General features: G+C 60.7%; 17 protein-coding genes and 4 tRNA genes. 6 read left to right on the top strand and 15 right to left on the bottom strand.

Annotated elements, in window-relative coordinates; all coding sequences use genetic code 11:
• Window positions 1-210: 210 nt before the first annotated feature.
• The 7 genes from pstB to DDD64_RS07700 all read right to left on the bottom strand — a co-directional run bounded on the left by pstB (window position 211) and on the right by DDD64_RS07700 (window position 9794).
• A complete protein-coding gene (gene pstB / locus DDD64_RS07670; RefSeq protein WP_126135789.1) occupies window positions 211-990 on the bottom strand; it encodes a phosphate ABC transporter ATP-binding protein PstB in 780 nt (259 codons plus the stop codon).
• 23 nt (window positions 991-1013) lie between these two features.
• Complete coding sequence (gene pstA, locus DDD64_RS07675) at window positions 1014-2123, bottom strand: phosphate ABC transporter permease PstA (protein WP_241227614.1); 1110 nt, start codon at window positions 2121-2123, stop codon at window positions 1014-1016.
• Between the two features lie 11 nt (window positions 2124-2134).
• The gene (gene pstC, locus DDD64_RS07680) at window positions 2135-3247 is read right to left on the bottom strand and encodes a phosphate ABC transporter permease subunit PstC (protein WP_206435409.1); all 1113 of its coding nucleotides are present in this window, start codon (window positions 3245-3247) and stop codon (window positions 2135-2137) included.
• Between the two features lie 41 nt (window positions 3248-3288).
• Window positions 3289-4401, bottom strand: coding sequence for a phosphate ABC transporter substrate-binding protein PstS (gene pstS, locus DDD64_RS07685; protein ID WP_241227626.1), 1113 nt, complete (start codon window positions 4399-4401; stop codon window positions 3289-3291).
• 263 nt (window positions 4402-4664) lie between these two features.
• A complete protein-coding gene (locus DDD64_RS07690) occupies window positions 4665-5618 on the bottom strand; it encodes an NUDIX hydrolase (RefSeq protein ID WP_126135792.1) in 954 nt (317 codons plus the stop codon).
• Window positions 5619-5688: 70 nt separating this feature from the next.
• A complete protein-coding gene (locus tag DDD64_RS07695; protein ID WP_126135793.1) occupies window positions 5689-8976 on the bottom strand; it encodes an RNA degradosome polyphosphate kinase in 3288 nt (1095 codons plus the stop codon).
• A gap of 191 nt (window positions 8977-9167) precedes the next feature.
• Entirely contained in the window at window positions 9168-9794 is a 627-nt protein-coding gene (locus DDD64_RS07700; RefSeq protein ID WP_126135794.1) for a hypothetical protein, read from the bottom strand.
• A gap of 145 nt (window positions 9795-9939) precedes the next feature.
• Here DDD64_RS07700 and DDD64_RS07705 point away from each other — a divergent pair.
• Window positions 9940-10016: transfer RNA gene (locus DDD64_RS07705), tRNA-Lys, on the top strand.
• Between the two features lie 28 nt (window positions 10017-10044).
• Here DDD64_RS07705 and DDD64_RS07710 read toward each other — a convergent pair.
• Genes DDD64_RS07710 through DDD64_RS07720 form a run of 3 tightly spaced genes read right to left on the bottom strand, consistent with a single transcriptional unit; the run spans window position 10045 to window position 11590 of the window.
• The gene (locus tag DDD64_RS07710) at window positions 10045-10878 is read right to left on the bottom strand and encodes a hypothetical protein (protein WP_126135795.1); all 834 of its coding nucleotides are present in this window, start codon (window positions 10876-10878) and stop codon (window positions 10045-10047) included.
• A gap of 47 nt (window positions 10879-10925) precedes the next feature.
• Complete coding sequence (locus DDD64_RS07715) at window positions 10926-11276, bottom strand: DMT family transporter (protein WP_126135796.1); 351 nt, start codon at window positions 11274-11276, stop codon at window positions 10926-10928.
• On the bottom strand, window positions 11276-11590 hold the full coding sequence (locus DDD64_RS07720) for a DMT family transporter (protein WP_126135797.1): 315 nt from the start codon (window positions 11588-11590) through the stop codon (window positions 11276-11278). Before DDD64_RS07720 ends, DDD64_RS07715 begins: the two co-directional genes overlap by 1 nt.
• A gap of 109 nt (window positions 11591-11699) precedes the next feature.
• Here DDD64_RS07720 and DDD64_RS07725 point away from each other — a divergent pair, with 109 nt between their 5' ends.
• Together DDD64_RS07725 and DDD64_RS07730 are read left to right on the top strand one after the other, a co-directional pair.
• Window positions 11700-12428: a hypothetical protein gene (locus DDD64_RS07725; RefSeq protein WP_126135798.1), complete on the top strand. Its 729-nt coding sequence runs from the start codon at window positions 11700-11702 to the stop codon at window positions 12426-12428.
• Window positions 12429-12558: 130 nt separating this feature from the next.
• The gene (locus tag DDD64_RS07730; protein ID WP_241227616.1) at window positions 12559-14073 is read left to right on the top strand and encodes an AI-2E family transporter; all 1515 of its coding nucleotides are present in this window, start codon (window positions 12559-12561) and stop codon (window positions 14071-14073) included.
• A gap of 2 nt (window positions 14074-14075) precedes the next feature.
• Here the strand turns inward: DDD64_RS07730 and DDD64_RS07735 are convergent, their stop codons facing one another.
• From DDD64_RS07735 to DDD64_RS07750, 4 genes are all read right to left on the bottom strand, one after another.
• Window positions 14076-15002, bottom strand: a complete 927-nt coding sequence (locus DDD64_RS07735) for an AEC family transporter (protein WP_126135799.1) — start codon at window positions 15000-15002, stop codon at window positions 14076-14078.
• A gap of 101 nt (window positions 15003-15103) precedes the next feature.
• The gene (locus DDD64_RS07740; protein WP_126135800.1) at window positions 15104-15901 is read right to left on the bottom strand and encodes an endonuclease/exonuclease/phosphatase family protein; all 798 of its coding nucleotides are present in this window, start codon (window positions 15899-15901) and stop codon (window positions 15104-15106) included.
• Window positions 15902-15992: 91 nt separating this feature from the next.
• Window positions 15993-16469, bottom strand: coding sequence for a peptide-methionine (R)-S-oxide reductase MsrB (gene msrB / locus DDD64_RS07745; protein WP_126135801.1), 477 nt, complete (start codon window positions 16467-16469; stop codon window positions 15993-15995).
• A complete protein-coding gene (locus DDD64_RS07750; protein ID WP_126135802.1) occupies window positions 16441-18333 on the bottom strand; it encodes a mechanosensitive ion channel family protein in 1893 nt (630 codons plus the stop codon). The genes msrB and DDD64_RS07750 overlap by 29 nt, the downstream gene beginning before the upstream one ends.
• Before the next feature lie 270 nt (window positions 18334-18603).
• On the opposite strand from DDD64_RS07750, the gene DDD64_RS07755 reads away from it, so the two are divergent.
• From DDD64_RS07755 to DDD64_RS07765, 3 genes are all read left to right on the top strand, one after another.
• Window positions 18604-18676 (top strand) — tRNA-Glu (locus tag DDD64_RS07755).
• Between the two features lie 25 nt (window positions 18677-18701).
• A tRNA-Asp gene (locus DDD64_RS07760) sits at window positions 18702-18775 on the top strand.
• A 39-nt stretch (window positions 18776-18814) separates the two neighbouring features.
• A tRNA-Phe gene (locus tag DDD64_RS07765) sits at window positions 18815-18890 on the top strand.
• Window positions 18891-19139: 249 nt separating this feature from the next.
• On the opposite strand, the gene DDD64_RS08960 is transcribed toward DDD64_RS07765, so the two are convergent.
• Window positions 19140-19368, bottom strand: a 229-nt coding sequence (locus tag DDD64_RS08960; protein WP_206435395.1) for a hypothetical protein, incomplete at its 5' end; no start/stop codon positions are given.

Genomic DNA, 19368 nt, shown 5'->3' on the forward strand with positions numbered 1-19368 from the left:
AGCAGATCGCCACCCTTTTCGCCCGGGCCCGTGAGCGTCACCAAGCACAGGCCGAGGCCGAGATGTGGGGGACGGGTATTGAATGGACCGATCTACACAACAGGACTAAATGGAACCCAACCTACTAAACCGTAACCAACACATTTTGTCCTATAGCCCTCATTCCCGCGCGGCACAGTTCGCAAGGTAAACAGCTGAAATATAGCCGGTTTAGCCGAAGCGCCCGGAGACGTAGTCTTCGGTTTCCTTATGGGTCGGGTTGGAGAAAATCTTTTCCGTCTGGTCGAACTCCACGAGGTGCCCGGGCTTGCCCGTCCCGGCGATATTGAAGAAGCCGGTCATTTCCGAGACGCGCGCAGCCTGCTGCATATTGTGCGTCACGATCACGATCGTGTATTCCTCTTTGAGGCTGTTCATGAGGTCCTCAATCGCGAGGGTGGAAATCGGGTCGAGGGCCGAGCAGGGTTCGTCCATGAGGAGCACCTCGGGCTTGACCGCAATGGCGCGGGCAATGCACAGACGCTGCTGCTGACCACCGGAAAGTGAGGATCCCGGCTTATCGAGGCGATCCTTCACTTCCTCCCAGAGGTTAGAGCCGCGCAGCGAACGCTCCACGATCTCATCTGCATCAGATTTCTTGATCTTCTGCGAATTGAGCCGCATCCCCGCGAGCACGTTGTCGCGGATGGACATCGTGGGGAAAGGATTAGCACGCTGGAACACCATGCCCACGTGCTGGCGGACGGTCACCGGGTCCACCCCGGCACCGTAGATATTATTGCCGTCGATGAAGACGTCGCCGGTCACGTAAGCACCGTCGATCACTTCATGCATACGGTTGAGGGAACGCAAGAAGGTGGACTTGCCGCACCCGGACGGCCCGATAAGCGCGGTCACCGAATTCGGTTTGATATCAACATTGACGTTCTCCACGGCGAGGAAATCACCGTAGTAGATGTTCTCGTTACGAACACTAATTCCCTGAGGCACTGTTTTTCCTTTCGGCTGCCGCGTTAGCGGCCCTTCGGGGCGAAGATATGAGCAATCAAGCGCGCCAGCAAGTTGAATACCAGCACGATAAATACCAAGACGAGCGCGCCGCCCCAGGCCAGCTCGAGGTTATTGGCCTTGAACTGCGAGTAGACGAAGACCGGGAGCGTCATCATCGGGCCGTTGAACAAGGAGTAGTTGAACGTATCCGAGACGGAGGCGGTAATCATGAGCGGTGCCGATTCACCGATCACGCGAGCGATGGCGATCACGCAACCGGAAACAATACCCGGCAGCGCGGTCCGCAGCACCACCTTGATAATAGTGCGGGACTTCGTCACGCCCAGCGCGTAAGAAGCTTCACGCAATTCATTGGAGACGATGCGCAGCATTTCTTCGGTATTACGCACCACGATCGGCGTCATCAAAACGACGAGCGCGACGGCGCCCATGATGCCATTGCGGAAACCGAGCGCGGGGGCAAGCACCGGAACAATCGCGGCGGCGAAAAGGCCGGCCACGATGGAGGGGATACCCGTCATAATATCGACCAGGAAGGTCACCGAGCGCCCGAACCAGCCGCCCCTGTTGTATTCCACCAGGTAGATGGCCGTCAAAATACCGAGCGGGATGGCGATAAGCGCCGTAATGCCGGTAATAATGAGCGTGCCCACGATGGCGTGGCCGAGGCCGGGCTGAGCGCCCGGTAGAGACATGCCAAGGGTGGAATTGTTGAGGAAGGAGTAGCTGAGAACCGGGAGAGCTTCCACAATCACCGTGTACAGCAGTGAGAGCAGCGGGAGAACCGCGAGCGCGAAGGCACTGGTGATGAGCACTGTTGCCATGCGATTGGCACCGCGGCGCGGGCCTTCCACCGCGTATCCGACAATGCGGATGACGAGGAAGAAGAGAATAAGACCCACCAGGACCGCACCGAAGAGCGACTCCGCTTTGAAACCGAAGTGGAAAAGCAGCCAGGAGGCCAGCATGCACACAACGAGCACGGCCCAGTTGAAGAACTTGGGCAGGCGGCCGTATTCGGAGGCGAAGATCGGAGTGCCTTCGCTGACAGCCGGCTCGGCCGGAATCGCGTGCGCGCCGCCATCGGGCTGGCTGGCTGGGTTCTGTGTCACGTCAGTACTCATTAGGCATTCGCTCCTGAGAATTCTGCGTACCGGGCCAGTACGCGCCGCGCCAACCAGTTGACCACGAAGGTCAGGGCGAAGAGCATGAGGCCGATACCGATAAGGACCTGGCGCTGCAGACCGGGGTGAGCTTCAGGGAAGTTCAGGGCGATCTGGGAGGCGATGGTGGAATGCTGGCCCGGGGAGAAGAGGTTGAAGTTCACCTGCAGGCCGGCCGAGAGCACCATGAGAAGCGCCATCGTTTCACCCAGGGCGCGCCCCAGGCCCAGCATGGCCGCGGAGACGATACCGGAACGCCCCACCGGGAGCACGGTCATCTTGATCATTTCCCAGCGGGTAGCACCCAGACCGAGCGCTGCTTCTTCCAGCAGCTTCGGGGTCTGGAGGAATACTTCACGGCACAGCGAGGTGATAATCGGAAGGATCATGATGGCCAGTACCAGGCCGCCCATCATGATGTTACGGGCCGGTGGCGTGAAAGCCACCAGGCTGGGCTGCAGGGGCCACCAATCGAATTGGGCCAGCCCGCCTTCTTCACCCATGAACGGAACGTGGTCCACCCACCACTGGAGGGGCGGGGTAAGAACACTGGAAACCCATTCGAAAACGGGGCGCACAATCGGTTCGAGAGTGCGGATACCCCACAGGCCGAAGACCACCGACGGAATGGCCGCCAGGAGGTCAATAATGTAGCCGAGGACGGAGGCGAAGCGCCGATGCGCAAAATGCGAAATGAAAAGCGCAATCGCCACCGCGAAAGGCACGGCAAGGGCGAGGGCCAGGAGTGCGGAGAGCACGGTGCCGAAGAGGGCTGCCCCGGCATACTGCCAGAAGCCCATCCCCTTCGTGAAATCTGCTGTCCCGGAGATGTCTTCCTTACCGGCAATGAATGCCGGATATGACTCGAGGAGCAGGAAGATGAAAACGGCACCCAGGATGAGGATGATGAAAGCTCCAGCACCGATGGCTAGGCCGTTGAAGGTAGTGTCTGCAACGCGGCGACGCGCGCGTTTGCTCGGGCGGGCCGGCACTGCAGTCTGACCCACCTCCGGGGAGGTTTCCTGAGCGGTACGCTCAAGAACCTCCCCGGCTGCGTTATCTCGTTCAGTCATATCGACTTTCAGATAGAGGTATTCGGTTGTCTAACCGGTGCTTACTTGATGGTGTCGATGACGGCCATGGCCTGCGTGCGCAGGGTGTCCGAAATCGGGGCGTTACCACCGTTGGCGGCGAAGGCGGCCTTCTGGCCCTCTTCGGAGACGACGTAGGTGAAGAACGCCTTGACCAGTTCACCGGTGGAGGCATCCTTGTATTCCTGGCAGCCGATGAGGTAGGAGAGCATGACGACCGGGTAGGCACCCTTGACGGAGCCGTCACGCTTGAGGTCCTTGTTGAGGAGGGTGTCCGTGGCACCTTCGGCGGCCGGGGAGTCATCCACCACGCGGGCGGCGGCTTCCGGTTCGGGGCCGATGAACTCATCGCCGACCTTGACCTTCACCGGGGTGAGGGTTTCGATCTGGGAGTAGTCCGCGTAGATGATGGAGTTCGGGGTGGACAGGGCCAGCTGGACCACACCGGAGGTGGATTCGGCGGACTGACCGCCCTGGATCGGCCAGGTTTCTTCCGAACCGTAGGTCCACACTTCCGGAGCAGCTTCTTCCAGGTAGGACTGGAAGTTACCGGTGGTGCCGGACTTTTCTGCGCGGTGGATCGGAATAATGGTTTCGTCCGGGAGCTTGACGCCGGAGTTGGTGGCGGCAATGGCCGGGTCGTTCCACTTCTCAATCTGGCCGGAGAAGATCTTCGCGATGGTGGGGGCATCGAGCTTGAGCTCCTTGACACCCTCGAGGTTCACGGCAATCGCGATAGGAGAAATGTAGACGGGCAACTCAACGGCAACGTCGGTCTTGCAGGCGTTGGAAACCTGGGCGAGTTCTTCAGTCTTGAGGGCCGAGTCCGTGCCGGCGTACTGCACCTGGCCGGAGAGGAACTGCTGGCGGCCGGTACCCGAGCCGGTGGGCTCGTAGTTGACGGTCACGCCCGAGTTCGCGATGGTGAAGTTATCGCGCCAGGCCTGCTGGGCTTTCTGCTGCGAGGAAGCACCCGAGCCGGAGATGGTGCCCGAGAGGTTCGAGCCGCTATCCGCGGCCTGGGTGGTGGTGTCACCCTTGGCGGCATCGGTGGTAGCAGAAGTCGTTGCGTCCCCACCACAGGCGGAAAGGGTCAGAGCAAGAGCGGTGGCACCAGCAAGTGCCGAGATCTTCATGGTCTTCACTGTTTAATCCTTGCGTGTTCAGGAACGCCCGTTTCGGCGCTCGCTGGTTCGAGCCTAGGAAGCGTGGGTTACGACGGCCCACACCGGAGGTAAACAGAAGGTTAACGAGCTTGTAGCATGTCTCACAGGGAGGTGGCTGCGTGGGGATGACTGCACGGGGCCATTGGGGGCACGGTCCGCTAGAACTTGGTACGCACGTGCTCGCTAGGGCTCAGTGGCCACGCACCCGCTAGGGCTCGGTATGGATGGACTCGCTACAGCTCAGTGTGGACGGGGCGGAAACGCTCGACGTCCACCGCGTGGCTACCCTTCATATGCACAACGAGGATTTCCCCGGTTTTGAGATACGGATCTTCATCGGGGAGTTTTTCTTTTACATGGTGGCCGCCGTGTTTTTTAACGACGTCGATAACGGTGCTCAGGGTAGGGCGATGCAAGCTGACCGCCGCGGGAGCCCCGCTGTCCGTTAGTACCCCCTCAATGGTTTTACGCACTCCACCGGGGTTCTTCGCGTGGGAGTGTTCGGTGAGTGCGGCAACGCAGGTGAGGGAGACTCCCGAAGCCTGCGCGTAGGGAGCAATGGTGGCGGTGCAGCGCTGCCAGGGGGAAGAGACGAGACGGTCCACGCCATACACACTGAGCACCGCGCTGATGGTGCGGGCCCGGGAGGCCCCGTGCGGGGTCAGTGGCCTGGTTTTTTCACTCCCGTTCCAAGCCGAGCGTTTTTGGGCACGGGCATGGCGCACCAGCAGGACCGCGCGAGTGGTAAGTTCCCCGTGTTCCCAGTATTTCAGAACGCGTTTGAGCATGGCGCGTTCGTCTTTATAACTGAGTTTTTCGAGGGCGGTTTCCGCGTTCATCCAACGTGACCGGGTAATTTCCCCAGGGTGAGCAGAGGAGAATTCCGGGCGTGCGGCAACTGGCCGCGAGCGCGGTGTGAGCGGGCGGGCCACCCAGTAAAAGACCCGTTTCTTTTTCCCCGAGGAGAGGGTGTAGCCGATGGAAGGCAGGGGACGCTGCAGGGCGATATATTCACCGGTTTCTTCGTAGACTTCTCGTACGGCTGCCATGCGCGGGCCTTCGCCCGGCTTGTATTTGCCCTTGGGGAAAGACCAGTCTTTGTAGCTATCCCGGCGCACGAGTAGCACCTGGAATTCGCCGCCCTTTTTGCGCCACACAACGGCGCCCGCAGCATGAACGCTGCCCATCACTCCCCCTTTGGCATAGTTGTTACAAATATATGCTGGCCCGCGAGTTTCCCCGCACGGCCCGGGTTCTCTAGTCCCCTCCTGCCACGCGCGAGCGTGCTTGTTTCATAAGCAGCTCCTGGATATCGACGAGCGGGCGACCCTTCGGGCTGAGGTTGTGACGCACCCACCCATCCGGACCCAGGTGCCACGAGCTAGTGGTATCCGAGGTGGCCACATCCACGAGCTCTACCAGGCGGTCCACCATATCCGGGTCCGTGATCTTGATCAGGGCTTCGATGCGCCGGTCGAGGTTGCGATGCATGAGATCGGCAGATCCGATAAAGACATCGGCATCGCCGTCGTTACAGAAGGCGTAGATACGCGAGTGCTCCAGGTAGCGCCCCAGAATGGAACGGGCCTTGATGTTATCCGAGAGCCCGGGGATACCGGCGCGCAGGGCGCAGATTCCGCGCACCTGGATGCTGACCTTCACGCCGGCCTGGCTGGCCCGATAGAGCGCATCGATCATGGCTTCGTCCACGATGGAATTGACTTTGAATTTCACCCACGCGGGTTTGCCGGCGTTCTTGTTTTCAATTTCGCGTTCGATCCGGTCGATAAGCCCGGAGCGAATACCGGTGGGTGCCACGAGGAGCCGGTGGAAACGTTCCTGGCGTGAGTAACCGGAGAGCTGGTTGAACAGCCGGGTGAGATCCTGGCCCACATCCCGGTTGGAGGTCAGCAGACCCAAATCCTCATAGCCGCGGGCGGTTTTCGGGTTGTAGTTCCCGGTGCCCACGTGGCAGTAGCGGCGCAAGCCATCAGATTCTTGGCGCACCACCAGCGCGAGCTTGCAATGGGTTTTCAGCCCGATCATTCCGTAGACCACGTGAACCCCGGCCCGCTCTAGCTTGCGTGCCCACTCAATATTGCGCTGCTCATCGAAACGCGCCTTAATTTCTACGATGGCGAGGACCTGTTTCCCGGCGCGCGCCGCGCGGATAAGCGAATTGACGATAGGGGAATCCCCCGAGGTGCGGTACAGGGTTTGTTTGATAGCCAAGACCTGCGGATCCGCGGCTGCCTGGGCGATGAACTGCTGCACCGAAGTGGAGAAAGATTCATAGGGGTGGTGGAGCAGCACATCATGATCACGCAGCTTGGCGAAGAAATCCGCGGGTTTAGCAGATTCGGCATCTGTGAGCCCGGTAGGCGTGACCGGAACGTACTTGGGGTATTTAAGCCCGGGCCGGTCCAGATCGTGGAGCTGTTCCAGAGATTGCAGATCGAGGGGCGCGGGTAAGCGATAGGTATCAGAGGAGCTCACACTCATTTCCTTCTGGAGGAAACTGAGGGTGGCATCATCCATATCCTCATCCACTTCCAGGCGCACCACCGGCCCGAAGCGGCGCCGGAGCAATTCACGTTCCAGCGCGGTGAGGAGGTTTTCTGCGTCATCTTCTTCCACTTCCAGGTCCTCATTACGGGTGACCCGGAAGGTGGCGTAGCTCTGCACATCCATGCCGGGGAAGAGCTCACCCAGGTGATGCCCGATGAGTTCCTCCAGGGGTAGGAATTCAATATCGCTGCCGGCTTCCACCGGCACGTTTTCCGGGCTGTAGGCCGTGCCATCTTCCCCGATCATCAGGAAACGCGGGAGTAGATCCGGCACTTTCACCCGTGCAAAGGCGGAGGAACCGCGCCGATCCTTGAGGACGACGGCGAGGTTGAGAGACAGGCCCGAGATATAAGGGAAGGGGTGGGAGGGATCCACCGCGAGCGGGGTAAGAACAGGGAAAATTTCATCCTTGAAAAGCTTGGAGAAACGTTGCTGCACCTGCGCATCTAGCTCATTCCAGCGGCGGATGAACACACCCTGGCCTTCGAGTTTAGGCTTGATATCCTCCGAATAGACCTTCGCTTGGCGCGCGGTTAGTTCATGAGTGCGTTCCGCGATGCCCTTCATAACTTGACGCGGGGTGAGGCCGGAGGCCGCCACCACACCAATGCCGGTATCAATACGGCGCTTGAGGCCAGCCACCCGCACCATAAAGAACTCATCGAGGTTCGAGGAGAAAATGGAGAGGAACCAGGCGCGTTCCAGGAGCGGCAGGGTTTCATCTTCTGCCTGCTCCAGCACCCGCTCATTGAAAGCCAGCCAGGAAAGTTCCCGATCCGCGAAACGCCCTTCGGGAAGCTGGGATTCTTCCGGAGCTTTCGCGGAGCGCTTGGCGAGCTTGCGTGATTCTTTGGCCATATCCGTGAGGGATTTAGTGGAGACCGGAGAGCCGAGCCGCACCGCCTGCAAGAAAGTTTCGTGCGGGGTGGGTTCCACGGCGCTGGCACCCTCCCGGGCAGCCAGGCGAGCACGAGTGGCGGAGAGCGCCGGTTCGGGTTGCAATTCGTAGCGAACATGCCGTTCCGCCTGCGTGAACCCAGCTTTTCCGTAAACATGCACCGCCGCGGCATTCGCGGCATCAACGTAAAGAACGCAACGCGAGAAACCGCGCGAGCCGGTGGTGACCAGAGCCCAGGCGGTTAGGAGTTTACCGATGCCCTTGCCGCGATGTTCCGGTGCCACCGCGAGAACATAAAGCTCCAGCACATTTGCTTCGAGCGCTTCACTGGCCGCGGCGGATTCACCGGCCGTAGCGGAGTCACTAGCCGCGGCAGCAGCCGATTCGCCAGCCGTGCCCGCGGCGCCAGAACCACTCCCGGCCGCACCCGCGGCGCCCCCGAGCACATTTGGCTTAAGCCACACAAAACCAACGAGTTCGCCTTGAGAGCGCGCGGTAACTAGGAGCTCCGGAGTAAACCAGGGCGCTTCCATACGTTCACGCAGATCCTCCGCGGTGAGTTGCCCCTGATCGGGTAGATCTGCGAAAGCCTCCGCATTGAGGCGCGCAATATCTTCCAGATCCGTAGCCGGATCCACCGGAGCCAGCACGATCCCCGGCAAAGTCCACAGTGCGGGAGCAGGGTTTTCTTCCGTAACAGGACGCTCCAGCACAAGGAGAGTACGCCCCGGATAGAGCTGGGAGGACGCCGCGAGTTCCTGCGCAGCCGGCAGATCCCCGTGCGCCCACACCGCGGTTTCCCCCGCGTCAAGAACGGTGCGCAGCAATTCCTTGCCGGCACCTTTCCCGCGCGCCTCCGGACGCACCGCCAATTCCACATCCCCGGTGCGCCCGGAATGAGCCACCCCGACCACGGGATCCCCGAGAGTCCACACCCGCGAGCTTTCTGCACCCGCGGCAATATCAAGAAGGGTTTGCTCACTAAAAGGCACAACACCATCCGCCGCGAAGCATTCCTGGGCGAGCTGGTTAAAAAGCGCGGCCTGATCCGGCTGCGGTGATCCGCTAACGATACTCATAGGAGGGCTCCTTTTTCCTGCTACCTCTTAACCGTAGTCGATCACTACGACAGAAAAGTTACGTCCAAGCAAACGAACGACGGCGCAGCTCCCCTCCGCCAGGGGAACCCTCCCCGATACCGTGGATTCCCGCGCGGGCCAGCCTCCGCCACAAGAACGGGTAGCCCCACGGTGTGAACAGGCCAGCTTCGTTAAGACAGCGTGCCGCGTACCGCCCGAGCCCCGGCCGCGCGGAATTCCCGCGCTGTTTCCAGCAGCGCCGCATCGCGGCGCGTGACCGGCGTGGCTAGCGGGTGCTCATCAGTGGGGATCCAGAGCGGATCCACTTCGGCAAGAGTGTCACACAGGCGAGCCGAGCTAGCCAGTACCTCCGCGAAGTCCCCGCTGAAAGAATCGGCGAACACCTCATCCCAGCTGGATTTCACATCCCCGAGGGTGGGGGTTTTCTCAAGTTTCTCCGCTCCATCAGCGCCCTGGGAGGCGAGCTTTTCCCGCGCGGCGGTGAGCCGCGCGGCGGCGTCGTTCGGGAAACGCCGCAACCATTCACGCAGCAAATAACCGCGCCACAGCATTCCGGGGAGGGTGCCTTCCGGGGAGCGAGCCCACGCTTCAGCGATGACGTCGATCCCTTCGGTGGCGATGAGGTCGAGTACGCGGGCGCGCACCTCCGGTTCTTCGGTGTGGTAGCCCGCGCCGGGCAGCAACGCCTGGGCCGCGGTGTGGGCGAGCTCGCTGTGGTAGGCGACGTCCGCTTCACCTTCGATGGACTCGAGCTGGTCCGGTTTCATCTGGGCCGGACGGCGAAAACTGCTAGCCATAATTTTTCCTCCACTCGCTCGGGGCGCGCCAGTGCGCTCGCTCACTCTTCTATTGTCGCACCTCAAAGTGTTTCCCAGTGCGGATTTCCACACAAAATCGGTCCGATTTTTTACCAGCGGGCCAAAGCGCGCTACACTACTTCGTGGGCCTCTAGCTCCAACGGTCAGAGCACTGGACTTTTAATCCAAGGGTTGTGGGTTCGAATCCCACGGGGCCTACCATTTTCTTCATTCGCCGAAGGGCACTACTTCACAGTTCGCCCTGGCTGCGCAGCTGGTACACACCAGGCTCTTTATCTTCCCAAAATCCCGTGGATCCTAGCAGGAGCGCCTGGCCATCGACGAGCGTGCCCGGAGCCGGAGCAGGATCGATATCGCCCGGCAGAGCGAGCGTAATCAAGAACCCGCAATCTACTTCGCAGCGCCACCATTTTTGACCGGTTAAAGCATTGGCAACCAGGTCCGCGGTACGAACCGTTCCGCGCAGGATAACGTCCGGGGTGAGGTTATCCACCTCACCAGCCTCGAATTCTTCACCATGTATCGCAAGGCTCACACTGAGAATCAGTTGATCGCCCACAAGAGGATCGTCCTTCGCCACCGGCCGCATGACGCCGTTATCATTAACTTCTCGACCGCCGTTCCATTCCTCCCAGGAGGAATATACCGCCATCTTTTTGGCGACGGCGCTCAGCCGGTAGTCCTCATACTCGGTATATTCTTCGTCATCACCACTTTCCCACCTGTCATATACGAAGGGGTCATCCACATACGCAATGAGGGTGCGGGCAGGAACATCCGGATAGTAGGGCGAATAAAGCTCGAAGAGCGCTATGGTGTCATCCACCAGCACCGCCGCCACATCGTGCCCGGGAGTTCCGCGCAGAGCCGGGAAAGTGTAAGTGGCACCGTCGTAGTAACGTGTGACGAGAAGGCCCGCGCCCTCAGCATCCTGGTGCAGACCTACAGCCGCAAAAGTACCCTCGCGAATGATTGTAGGAAAACGCGTATCGATAACTGCCCGAACGAGATCTTCCCACTCGGGGAAGTCGAAACCCAGTGAGTGCAAATCCGGAGAAATCATATGTTCATTATCTCACAATATGCCCCGTTACAGTGCGGACCTGAAACCTAGTTTTCTGGCGTCTTCCCGCCGCGCTCTTCGCGCCGCTCCACCAGCCGCAGCCCCACTACCGCGCCGATAATTCCGCACAGGAATACCGCTTTCAGTACGCTGAGTTGCTCAACTCCGCGCGCGGCCGCAATCGCCACGGTAAGCACCGCGCCGGTCCCCGTCCACACCGCGTAGGCCGTGCCGAGCGGAATCTCGCGTAGCGCCCGCGAGAGCCCCCACATGGAAACGACGAGCGCGCAGGCAAATACCAGGGCCGGCACCGGGCGGGTGAGCCCGCGCGAATCACCGAGCGCCGTCGCCCATACGGCCTCGAAAATACCGGAACCTACCAGAATCGCCCAGGCCATCAGCTCACCACCTTGAGTCCCACCACCGAAGCGACGAGCACACTCAGCAGCAATACGCGTGCGCGCGAGGTGCTTTCCTGGCCGCTCAGCCAGCCGTACAGCACGGTGAGGCTCGCGCCTACGCCTACCCAGACCGCGTAGGCCGTGCCGGTGGGGATCTCGCGCATGGCCCAGGCCAGGCCGAGGAGGGAGAGTGCTTGGGCCAGCACAAAGACCGCTACCGGCCCGCGCCGCGAGAAATGTTCAGATTTATCAAGAGCCGCCGCCCAGACGGTTTCAAGCGCCCCGGAGAGCAGCAAAATAATCCACGCCATAGGTATTGTGGCCGTCTTTGCGCTGGGCGGGTACGGCTCCCTCGTCCGCGGCGGTTATTGCACGCCCGCGGTCAGGCTAACACACGCGTCGGGGGAGTATCCTCGAAGCATGAATATCACCTCGCTCACCGTTTCCGGGCAACCGATTGCCGCATTCGATATCACCGCCACTCCGGAGCAGGGTTATTGCCTTGTTGCTATCACGTACGCGAACGGCTCGGAGCAGCGCCGTGTTCTTGCCGACGACGCCGCTCTCGTCCTTTCCGCGACTCCGGCCGCGGATGCAGCTGCGCTGGCACTTCTCACCGAGGTGGGCGAGAGCGAGGTAGCCGAGAACGAAGTGGATCTGGAATCGCTGGCCGGGCAGCTGGTAGCTGTGGGAACCGCCCGCTTCCAGGCGGGAGTGTTGGGAGAGCCTACCGGCGGGCAGCTGGCGCTGCGGCCGGTGGCGCCGGGGCGGGTGAGCGAGCGGGATACTCCGCGTATTATCCCGGCCGAGATGCTTGAAGGGCGCGATCCCGCGGCGGTGTTCCCGCGTATTCCGGATGGTTTGCCCGATGCGTGGAATACGCCGGTGGGGCGTTTCACTCCCGAATATGAAGAACGTGCCCGGGTGGTGTGGGAGACGCTCACAGCGGCCGGCTACCGCCCCGAGTTCTGGTGGGCGGGCAGCGAGGATGGCGAGGTCATCGCGGTGCCTTTCGGGGAATGCGGGGAATCTTTCCTCGTCGGTATTGAGGAGCCGGAAGAACAGCGTGAGATCGACGCGCGAATTGCCGCTGGCGAGCTAGCTCAGTGGCTAGAAAGCGAAATTGACCTGCTGCGGCCAAATGAGTAGCGCGGCGGGTGGTGGCGGCGTCGTGCTACCGCGCGCAGCGCGAGCCTGATGCGCGAGTCCAATGCCGCACCGTAACGCACCGGCGCACTAATACCCGCGGCACAGACTGTTCTTCAGTAAGCTAAAGCTTGTGAAGGAATCAAAGAAGTCACCCTCCCTGATGGATCGGATTCGCTCGGCGGTGTCGCGGCGCGAACAGATTGAGCGCGTGGCCGAAGAGGCCGTGGAGCGTTACGCGAAGGACCCAGCCGATAGTAGCGGGCGTTCGCAGCGCACCGTTGTGGAGATTCATCCGGCCGGGGTGCAGCCGGTTCTTGTGACGTGGGGCGTGAGCGCCTGGCTCCTCATCGGCGTGGTGATTGCCATCTGGGGTATTTTCCACATGGCGGCCTCGGTGCAGTGGGTGCTGGTGGCGGTGTTCCTCGGGCTGGTGATGACCTCGCTGCTCCATCCGATTGTCAATATTTTGGATCGGATTATGCCGCGAGCACTGGCAACGGCGCTGGCGTTGCTCGGCCTGTTTGCGGCGCTGGGCGGGATTATTTACTGGATTGTTGATTCGGTGGCGAATCAGTGGTCGAGTCTTTCCGAGCAGATGCAGCGCGGCCTGGACGGGATTTTTAATTGGATTGCGGACGGGCCGATTCCGATTAATATTACGGTCGATGAGCTGCGCGCGGCCCTGAATGAGGGCATTGAGCGCGCGGCCGCGTATCTGCAGGACAATGCGGGAAATATTGCGTCGACGGCGCTCTCGCAGGCCGGCACGGTTGCGCTGGCTTTCACCTTGATTGCGCTGGCGCTTTTCTGCTCGATTTTCTTCCTGGCGGCCGGGAAGAATATGTGGCTGTGGTTCATTAATGTGCTCCCGGATCGGGCGCGACGGCGTACCCACGCGGCTGCTACCGCCGGGTGGTATAGCTTCTCGGGGTATGCGCGCGGCACGATTCTTATTGCGTTATGCGACGGCGTTATGGCCGCGATTCTCCTGGTGGCTTGCGGGGTGCCGCTGGCCGCTCCCCTGGCTGTGCTGGTGGTCATCGGTGCCTTTATTCCACTTTTCGGTGCCCCGGCGGCCATGATTATTGCAGCGCTGGTGGCTTTGGCCACGAAGGGCGTGGTTATTTCCTTGGTAGTGCTGGTGGGCGTGGCGCTCATTGGCCAGTTCGAGGGGCATGTGCTCCAACCGCTGATTATGGGGCATCAGGTTTCGCTCCACCCGGTGGTTATCGCGGTGGGCGTGACGGCCGGTACGTTCGTGGCGGGACTGCTGGGTGCGATTATTGTGATTCCACTTATTTCTATCGTGTGGGAAGTATTCAAGGTGCTGCGCCGTACCCCGGACAAGCCGCTTACGGAGCTCCCGGATCTGGATCTGCGCGATTTGGCGGGTACCGCGGTGGCGAAGCAGCTACTGGAATACAACGCGAAGGAGCTCAATACCCGCGCGGAGGAATCGCCCTCGCCGGTCACGGCACGGGCGGCGTCGCACACCCTTGGTGGGGAGGATCGCGTACTCGATACCGCAGATATGAACTCCCCTACTCCCGCGGCTCCGGATCCGGATTACACCTACGATCAGCCTGATTTTGAGGTGGACGGGGAGGCACCCGGGCCTGATTACAATCCTGTGCAGGGATCGTGACCTCATACTGTTTGGGCAATGACGGTAATGAGGAGGATAACGAGGAGTGAACCGACCGTAGTGATAATGACGGCGTCGCGAGCCATAGTGACGCCAGAACGGTAGCGATGCGCGTAAACAAACACGTTGTTGGCGGTGGGGAAGGCTCCGATGATGGCGATGGCCATGAGGGCTTCGCCGCGCGCGCCGAGGAGATAACCGGCCCCGAAGGCGATAAGCGGCCCGAGGACGAGCCGGCAGAAGATGCCGAGCATGAGGGGTGCGCTTTCGCGTCCGAAGCGGGGCAGGTGCGCCCCGCGTAGGGACATTCCCATAGCCAGCAAAATAATGGGAACGTTCGCACCTGCCATTTTGGTGAGCGGTGCGGAGATGAGTTCCGGAATGGGTATTTTGAGGAGGGCGACCATGAGCCCGGCGAAGACCGCGATGAGTAACGGGTTTTTGAGGCGGGAGAGGATGGTGCGCCACAGCCCTTCGGTTTTCTTCCCGGTTTGGTTGTCGAGGATGGAGAAGAATACCGGCACCATCACGAGGATTTGGAAGAGCAGGATGGGAGCGGCCGGGGTGGGGTCGCCGGTGATGGCCACGAGGAAGGCCACGCCCAGGTTGCCGATATTGGTATAGCAGGCAACGAGCGCGCCGACGGTGAGTTCGGTTCCTCGGCTTTTGAGCAGGGTGGCGGCCAGGGCTGTATAGATGAGTCCGGTTCCTACCGAGGAGATGATATTGGCGAGCCCGTTGACACCGAAGAAGGAGGCCGGGTCGGAGTTCGCGAGGGTGGTGAACATAAGTGCCGGCAGGGTGGTGTAGAAGACGAGCTGAGTGAGGGTGCGGTCGCTTCCCGGGGGCACGATTTTGCAGCGCGCGACGAGGTAGCCGACGAGCATAATCGCGATAATCACCCAAAAGTTGAGCAGTACAGAGGCCATAACAGCACTAGTGTAGACAGACTTCTTCAGGTGTGAGGGCGCGTCTCGAGCGCGCGGTGCGGCGGTGCAGCAGTGCGACGGTGTAGCAGCGCAGGGCGAACCTATGTCCAGACGGCGGTGGCGCGCAGGGCACGATGGTCAGAGAGCGGCAAGAAGAGGTTTTCCGCCGCGCGCACATCTACCCCGGTTCCGAGGATATGGTCGATTTGGCTTTCCGGCTCATCGGAGGGGTAGGTGAGGGCTTCGGCAGCCGCTTCATATCCGGTGGCGGCTAGGGGTACGTCGCAGCCGCGGATATTGAGATCCCCAATAATGAGGCGCGGGGCCTTCTCCAGACCGTGGCGCTGGGCGAACCCGGCGAGGGCTCCGGCTACGGTGCGTAGTTGCGTAACGTTGAGGCGGTACGTGTAGGTGAGGTGTGTTGCAGCGACGACGACGGAGTACCCGGGCGCCACTTTAATTTCTGCGAGGATCGCAACCCGGGGGATTTCACCAATCCCGATATTTGTCCGCAGGGTTTTCAGCCATGTTTCTTGCTGGTGGACGGGGAGGTTGATGACTTCACGAGCACCGATGGGGTAGACGGAGAGGAGCGCGGTACCAACGCCGCGAGCCTGCCCTTTTTTGGTGGAGCGGAGCCGGCCGCGTTCATTCTTGGTGGGCGCGAAAATGGCTTCGTGGTAGCTACCTGCGGCGAGGAGGGGTGCGTAGAGGTCCCCTCCGGCAGTGGTGACTTTGAGTTCTTGGAGGGCGAGGAGGTCCGGGCCAGCGGCGGTAATCTGCCGAATGGCTTTACTAATGGATTCGCGCTGCCATGTCACTTTGTCCGTGCCCGGGCGCGGGCGCCGTGAGGGCTTACCTTGCTGGAGGTTTGCGGACATGACATGAAGGCTCGGCATGGTTTCTCCTTTGTCGCGACCCGGTGGACACCGCCACCCCGGGAAGAGCCCCCGTTGGCCGCGGTGTGCAACACCGGTGATTCTACCGAATCTATGCGGTGGTGGACGTGCTTGCGGGTTTGGATAGTGGCCCGGACGCGGGCGAGGGCTGGGAGCCGGATGCGGGCTCAGTTTCGGGTTCGAAAGTGAGTGCTACGGAGTTCATGCAGTAACGCTGCCCGGTAGGGGTATGCGGTGCATCTGGAAAGACGTGCCCGAGGTGGGAATCGCAGGTGGCACAGCGGACTTCAGTGCGCGGGTATCCGAGTTTGTAATCAACGTCTGTTCGCACGGCATCACTGCGGGAAGGGTCATAGAAGCTGGGCCAGCCGCATCCGGCATCGAATTTGGTGGTGGAGCGGAAAAGTTCTGCCCCGCAGGCCCGGCACCGGTAGATACCTTCGCGTTCTTCGTTCAGGAGTTCGCCGGTGAAGGGCGCTTCGGTTCCGGCTTGGCGCAGGACCGTGAATTCTGCCGGGGTGAGAACCCGGGCCCATTCTTCATCGCTTTGCGGGAGCATCCGTGCCATGTGCTGTCCTTTCTTCAGTTTCCTTATTGTTGTCAGGTTGCTTTGTGGCGTCAGTCCCATCTGTTTCTTCGGAAATGGCCGGGAATACCGCGGTGGGATGAGCCGATGATTCTGCTGGGACTTTGCCGGTTTCGTGAATAGGTTCTTGCTGACCGGTGCGGCGTGCGGCATTATGTTCGCGCTCCGCCAGAACTTCGGCTCCCGGCCCGGAGAATTCTTGGCCGCGCTTTTCAGCTTGGATAGATCCGGTGAACAGCGAAGCTTCGTGACCTTCCCGGATGCGGGTGGCCGGGCCTTCCGTGCCAGCCGTACTTGCGGGGCGGCTCGCTACGGGTACCCGCTCCGGGCGTACCGCCGCTTCGATATCAGCTGCGGAGAGGATCCGGGTTTCCCGGTAATCCTGCGGGTCGAAGGTGGTATCCGCGTCGCTTTGTTCCTGGGCACCGATGGAGGTGCGGGTGACTTCGCGAGCTGCAGGCTTGGCCGGCTCCCCCGACTCCTCCGACTCCACAGACGCGGATTGCGCGGATTGCGCGGATTCCTCGGCCGCGACTTCCTCAGCTTCTTCGGCCTTAGCTTCGCGTGATTCGCCAGCCGTATCTCTTCCGCGCTGTTCCACATCGGATTCTGCCTGCTCCGCATCACTTCCCGCGGGAAGAGCACCGGGAGTGGGAGATTCAGCGGCGTCGTTATAAAAACGGGTGTGCGGGAAAGCATCCGGGGCATTGTTTTGCAACCATACGATGAGCTTTTCGCGCACGTGGTTTCGCAAGTCGGTGAGTTCGCCGGGCGAGGAGGCGGAAACAATCGCGGAGACTTGCAGGCCGTTCGCGGTGGAGGCATCCCCCACCACGAGGGTGCCGGTGTCGCCATCCCAGAGGTCAGTATGAGCGAGGATACGGTCAAGTTCGGCACGTAGTTCCGCAATGGGAGCACTCCAGTCCAGCTGAAGGACCACCGAACCCATGATGTCCAGATCACGCCGGCTCCAGTTTTCGAACGTGGTGGAAGTGAGTTTATTGGAAGGCACAATGAGGCGCCGGCCGTCCCATACTTTGAGGACCACGTAAGACAGCGTGATTTCCTCAACAGTGCACATATTCCCATCCCAGATGACGATGTCATTGACGCGAATGGAATCTGAGAAGGCCAGCTGCAGCCCAGCGAAGAGGGTACCCAGGGTGGATTGCGCAGCAATACCAACAACCAGGGAGATAACGCCCGCGGAGGCGAAAAGTGAAGCGCCGGCGGCTTTTGCGCCCGGGTAAGTCATGAGCATGGCAGCCAGGCCGATCACGATAATGAGGGCCACCGCTAAGCGCCGCAAAATCTGCAGCTGCGTTTGGACCCGGCGATAGCGCGTTTCAGCCACCCGCTCCACGAATTTGAGGTACGAGCGCGCTGCCCCGTTGACCACACCAACAAGAAGCCAGGTCAGGCCGGCGATAATGAGGAGGAGCAGCAGGTGTTTGAGCACGGGCGACCAATTGGGCCGATCCTGTTCCGGGAAATTCTCCATGTAGGAGAACAATCCAAAGCGGGCACCCACCACCGCAAGTGTGAATTGCGTGGGTACTTGAATGCCACGCACCACATCAATCAGCCCGGTATGGCGCCGGAAACCGGCTTTGACCACCGCGACAACCACCACCGCGATCACCCAGCCGATAAACGCACCTAGCAAGCACACCCCGAGTAGCTGCGCGATATCAACCGTGGCGGCGACGGCCTGTTCCGCGACTTCGTGCAGATCCGAGGTGGGGGTGGGTTCCGGAGTGGGCGCCTCAGTTTCCGCCCGCACCAAGGGCGCGAGCAGGTGAGATTTCCAGGCGGCCGAGGCCCCCGCGAGTACCGATGCGTTCATGTCTGAAAGCCTAGTAGGTGCTTGCGACAGAAAAAGCGGCGTCGAACTTCTTTCGCCTCCGGCGTGAGATAGCCGTGAGGCGGGCACGCGGCGTCTATCTGGTACGACGCCGCCCGCACGCAGCGTGGCCACTTCCCGGAATGCGCGAGTTACCGCGGAAAACTAGGTTGGTGATCGAGAACACTCTCGTTCAATTTGCTAAGACCTGGAATCCTACGTAAGCTTATACCCGTTCCCTCAGCGGGGACGCTTTGAGAACAACGTTCTTGAGCCCCCATCGTCTAGAGGCCTAGGACGCCGGACTTTCACTCCGGTAACACGGGTTCGAATCCCGTTGGGGGTACGCGATGGTTATTTGCCTAGCAAATGGCCCCGTAGCGCAGTTGGTTAGCGCGCCGCCCTGTCACGGCGGAGGTCGCGGGTTCAAGTCCCGTCGGGGTCGCGAAGGAAGAACGCCCGGGAAACCGGGTGTTTCTCTTTCGGCTCTGTAGCTCAGTTGGTAGAGCGTTCGACTGAAAATCGAAAGGTCACCGGATCGACGCCGGTCGGAGCCACCACCCGATCCCCTTGCTACAACAACACTTTCTCGCATTCACGCCACTTCCCTTTCTTTGCTTTGGTGACCCAGTTCGAGAAAACGGCCAAACACATCCCCAACTCTTTGCGCGGGTTAATAGACAAAAAGTGGGTCTAATGACGGCGTGTCGTTAGCCCCCGATCTGGCCTTTACGGATGTTTAGACCGTCTTCCCAGGGGTGTTCGGTATGGGTTAATAGACAAAATTAGTTGCTAATGGCGGCGTGTCGTTAGCCCCCGATCTGGCCTTTACGGATGTTTAGACCGTCTTCCCAGGGGTGTTCGGTATCGATATGGGTATCAATCTCGACGGGCTTATCACTAGGCGTACTAACCGGTTCCTTCCTTGGTTGGATCGTGTTTGACACGAAATCAGACATCGGCTGCGTGTTGATCGACCTGGAATAAAGCCAGTAATCCAGGGCGGTGAGCAGGTGAGACTCAGACCAGCCACGGTGG

Source organism: Actinotignum sanguinis (genome assembly GCF_003957255.1).
In the GTDB taxonomy this organism is placed as follows: domain Bacteria; phylum Actinomycetota; class Actinomycetes; order Actinomycetales; family Actinomycetaceae; genus Actinotignum; species Actinotignum sanguinis.

Excerpts from the sequence above, each read along its gene's own strand:
- pstC (WP_206435409.1), bottom strand. The coding sequence starts at position 3,247 with ATGACTGAACGAGATAACGCAGCCGGGGAGGTTCTTGAGCGTACCGCT.
- pstS (WP_241227626.1), bottom strand. The coding sequence starts at position 4,401 with ATGAAGATCTCGGCACTTGCTGGTGCCACCGCTCTTGCTCTGACCCTT.
- DDD64_RS07690 (WP_126135792.1), bottom strand. The coding sequence starts at position 5,618 with ATGGGCAGCGTTCATGCTGCGGGCGCCGTTGTGTGGCGCAAAAAGGGC.
- DDD64_RS07695 (WP_126135793.1), bottom strand. The coding sequence starts at position 8,976 with ATGAGTATCGTTAGCGGATCACCGCAGCCGGATCAGGCCGCGCTTTTT.
- DDD64_RS07700 (WP_126135794.1), bottom strand. The coding sequence starts at position 9,794 with ATGGCTAGCAGTTTTCGCCGTCCGGCCCAGATGAAACCGGACCAGCTC.
- DDD64_RS07710 (WP_126135795.1), bottom strand. The coding sequence starts at position 10,878 with ATGATTTCTCCGGATTTGCACTCACTGGGTTTCGACTTCCCCGAGTGG.
- DDD64_RS07715 (WP_126135796.1), bottom strand. The coding sequence starts at position 11,276 with ATGGCCTGGGCGATTCTGGTAGGTTCCGGTATTTTCGAGGCCGTATGG.
- DDD64_RS07720 (WP_126135797.1), bottom strand. The coding sequence starts at position 11,590 with ATGGCGTGGATTATTTTGCTGCTCTCCGGGGCGCTTGAAACCGTCTGG.
- DDD64_RS07725 (WP_126135798.1), top strand. The coding sequence starts at position 11,700 with ATGAATATCACCTCGCTCACCGTTTCCGGGCAACCGATTGCCGCATTC.
- DDD64_RS07735 (WP_126135799.1), bottom strand. The coding sequence starts at position 15,002 with ATGGCCTCTGTACTGCTCAACTTTTGGGTGATTATCGCGATTATGCTC.
- DDD64_RS07740 (WP_126135800.1), bottom strand. The coding sequence starts at position 15,901 with ATGCCGAGCCTTCATGTCATGTCCGCAAACCTCCAGCAAGGTAAGCCC.
- msrB (WP_126135801.1), bottom strand. The coding sequence starts at position 16,469 with ATGGCACGGATGCTCCCGCAAAGCGATGAAGAATGGGCCCGGGTTCTC.
- DDD64_RS07750 (WP_126135802.1), bottom strand. The coding sequence starts at position 18,333 with ATGAACGCATCGGTACTCGCGGGGGCCTCGGCCGCCTGGAAATCTCAC.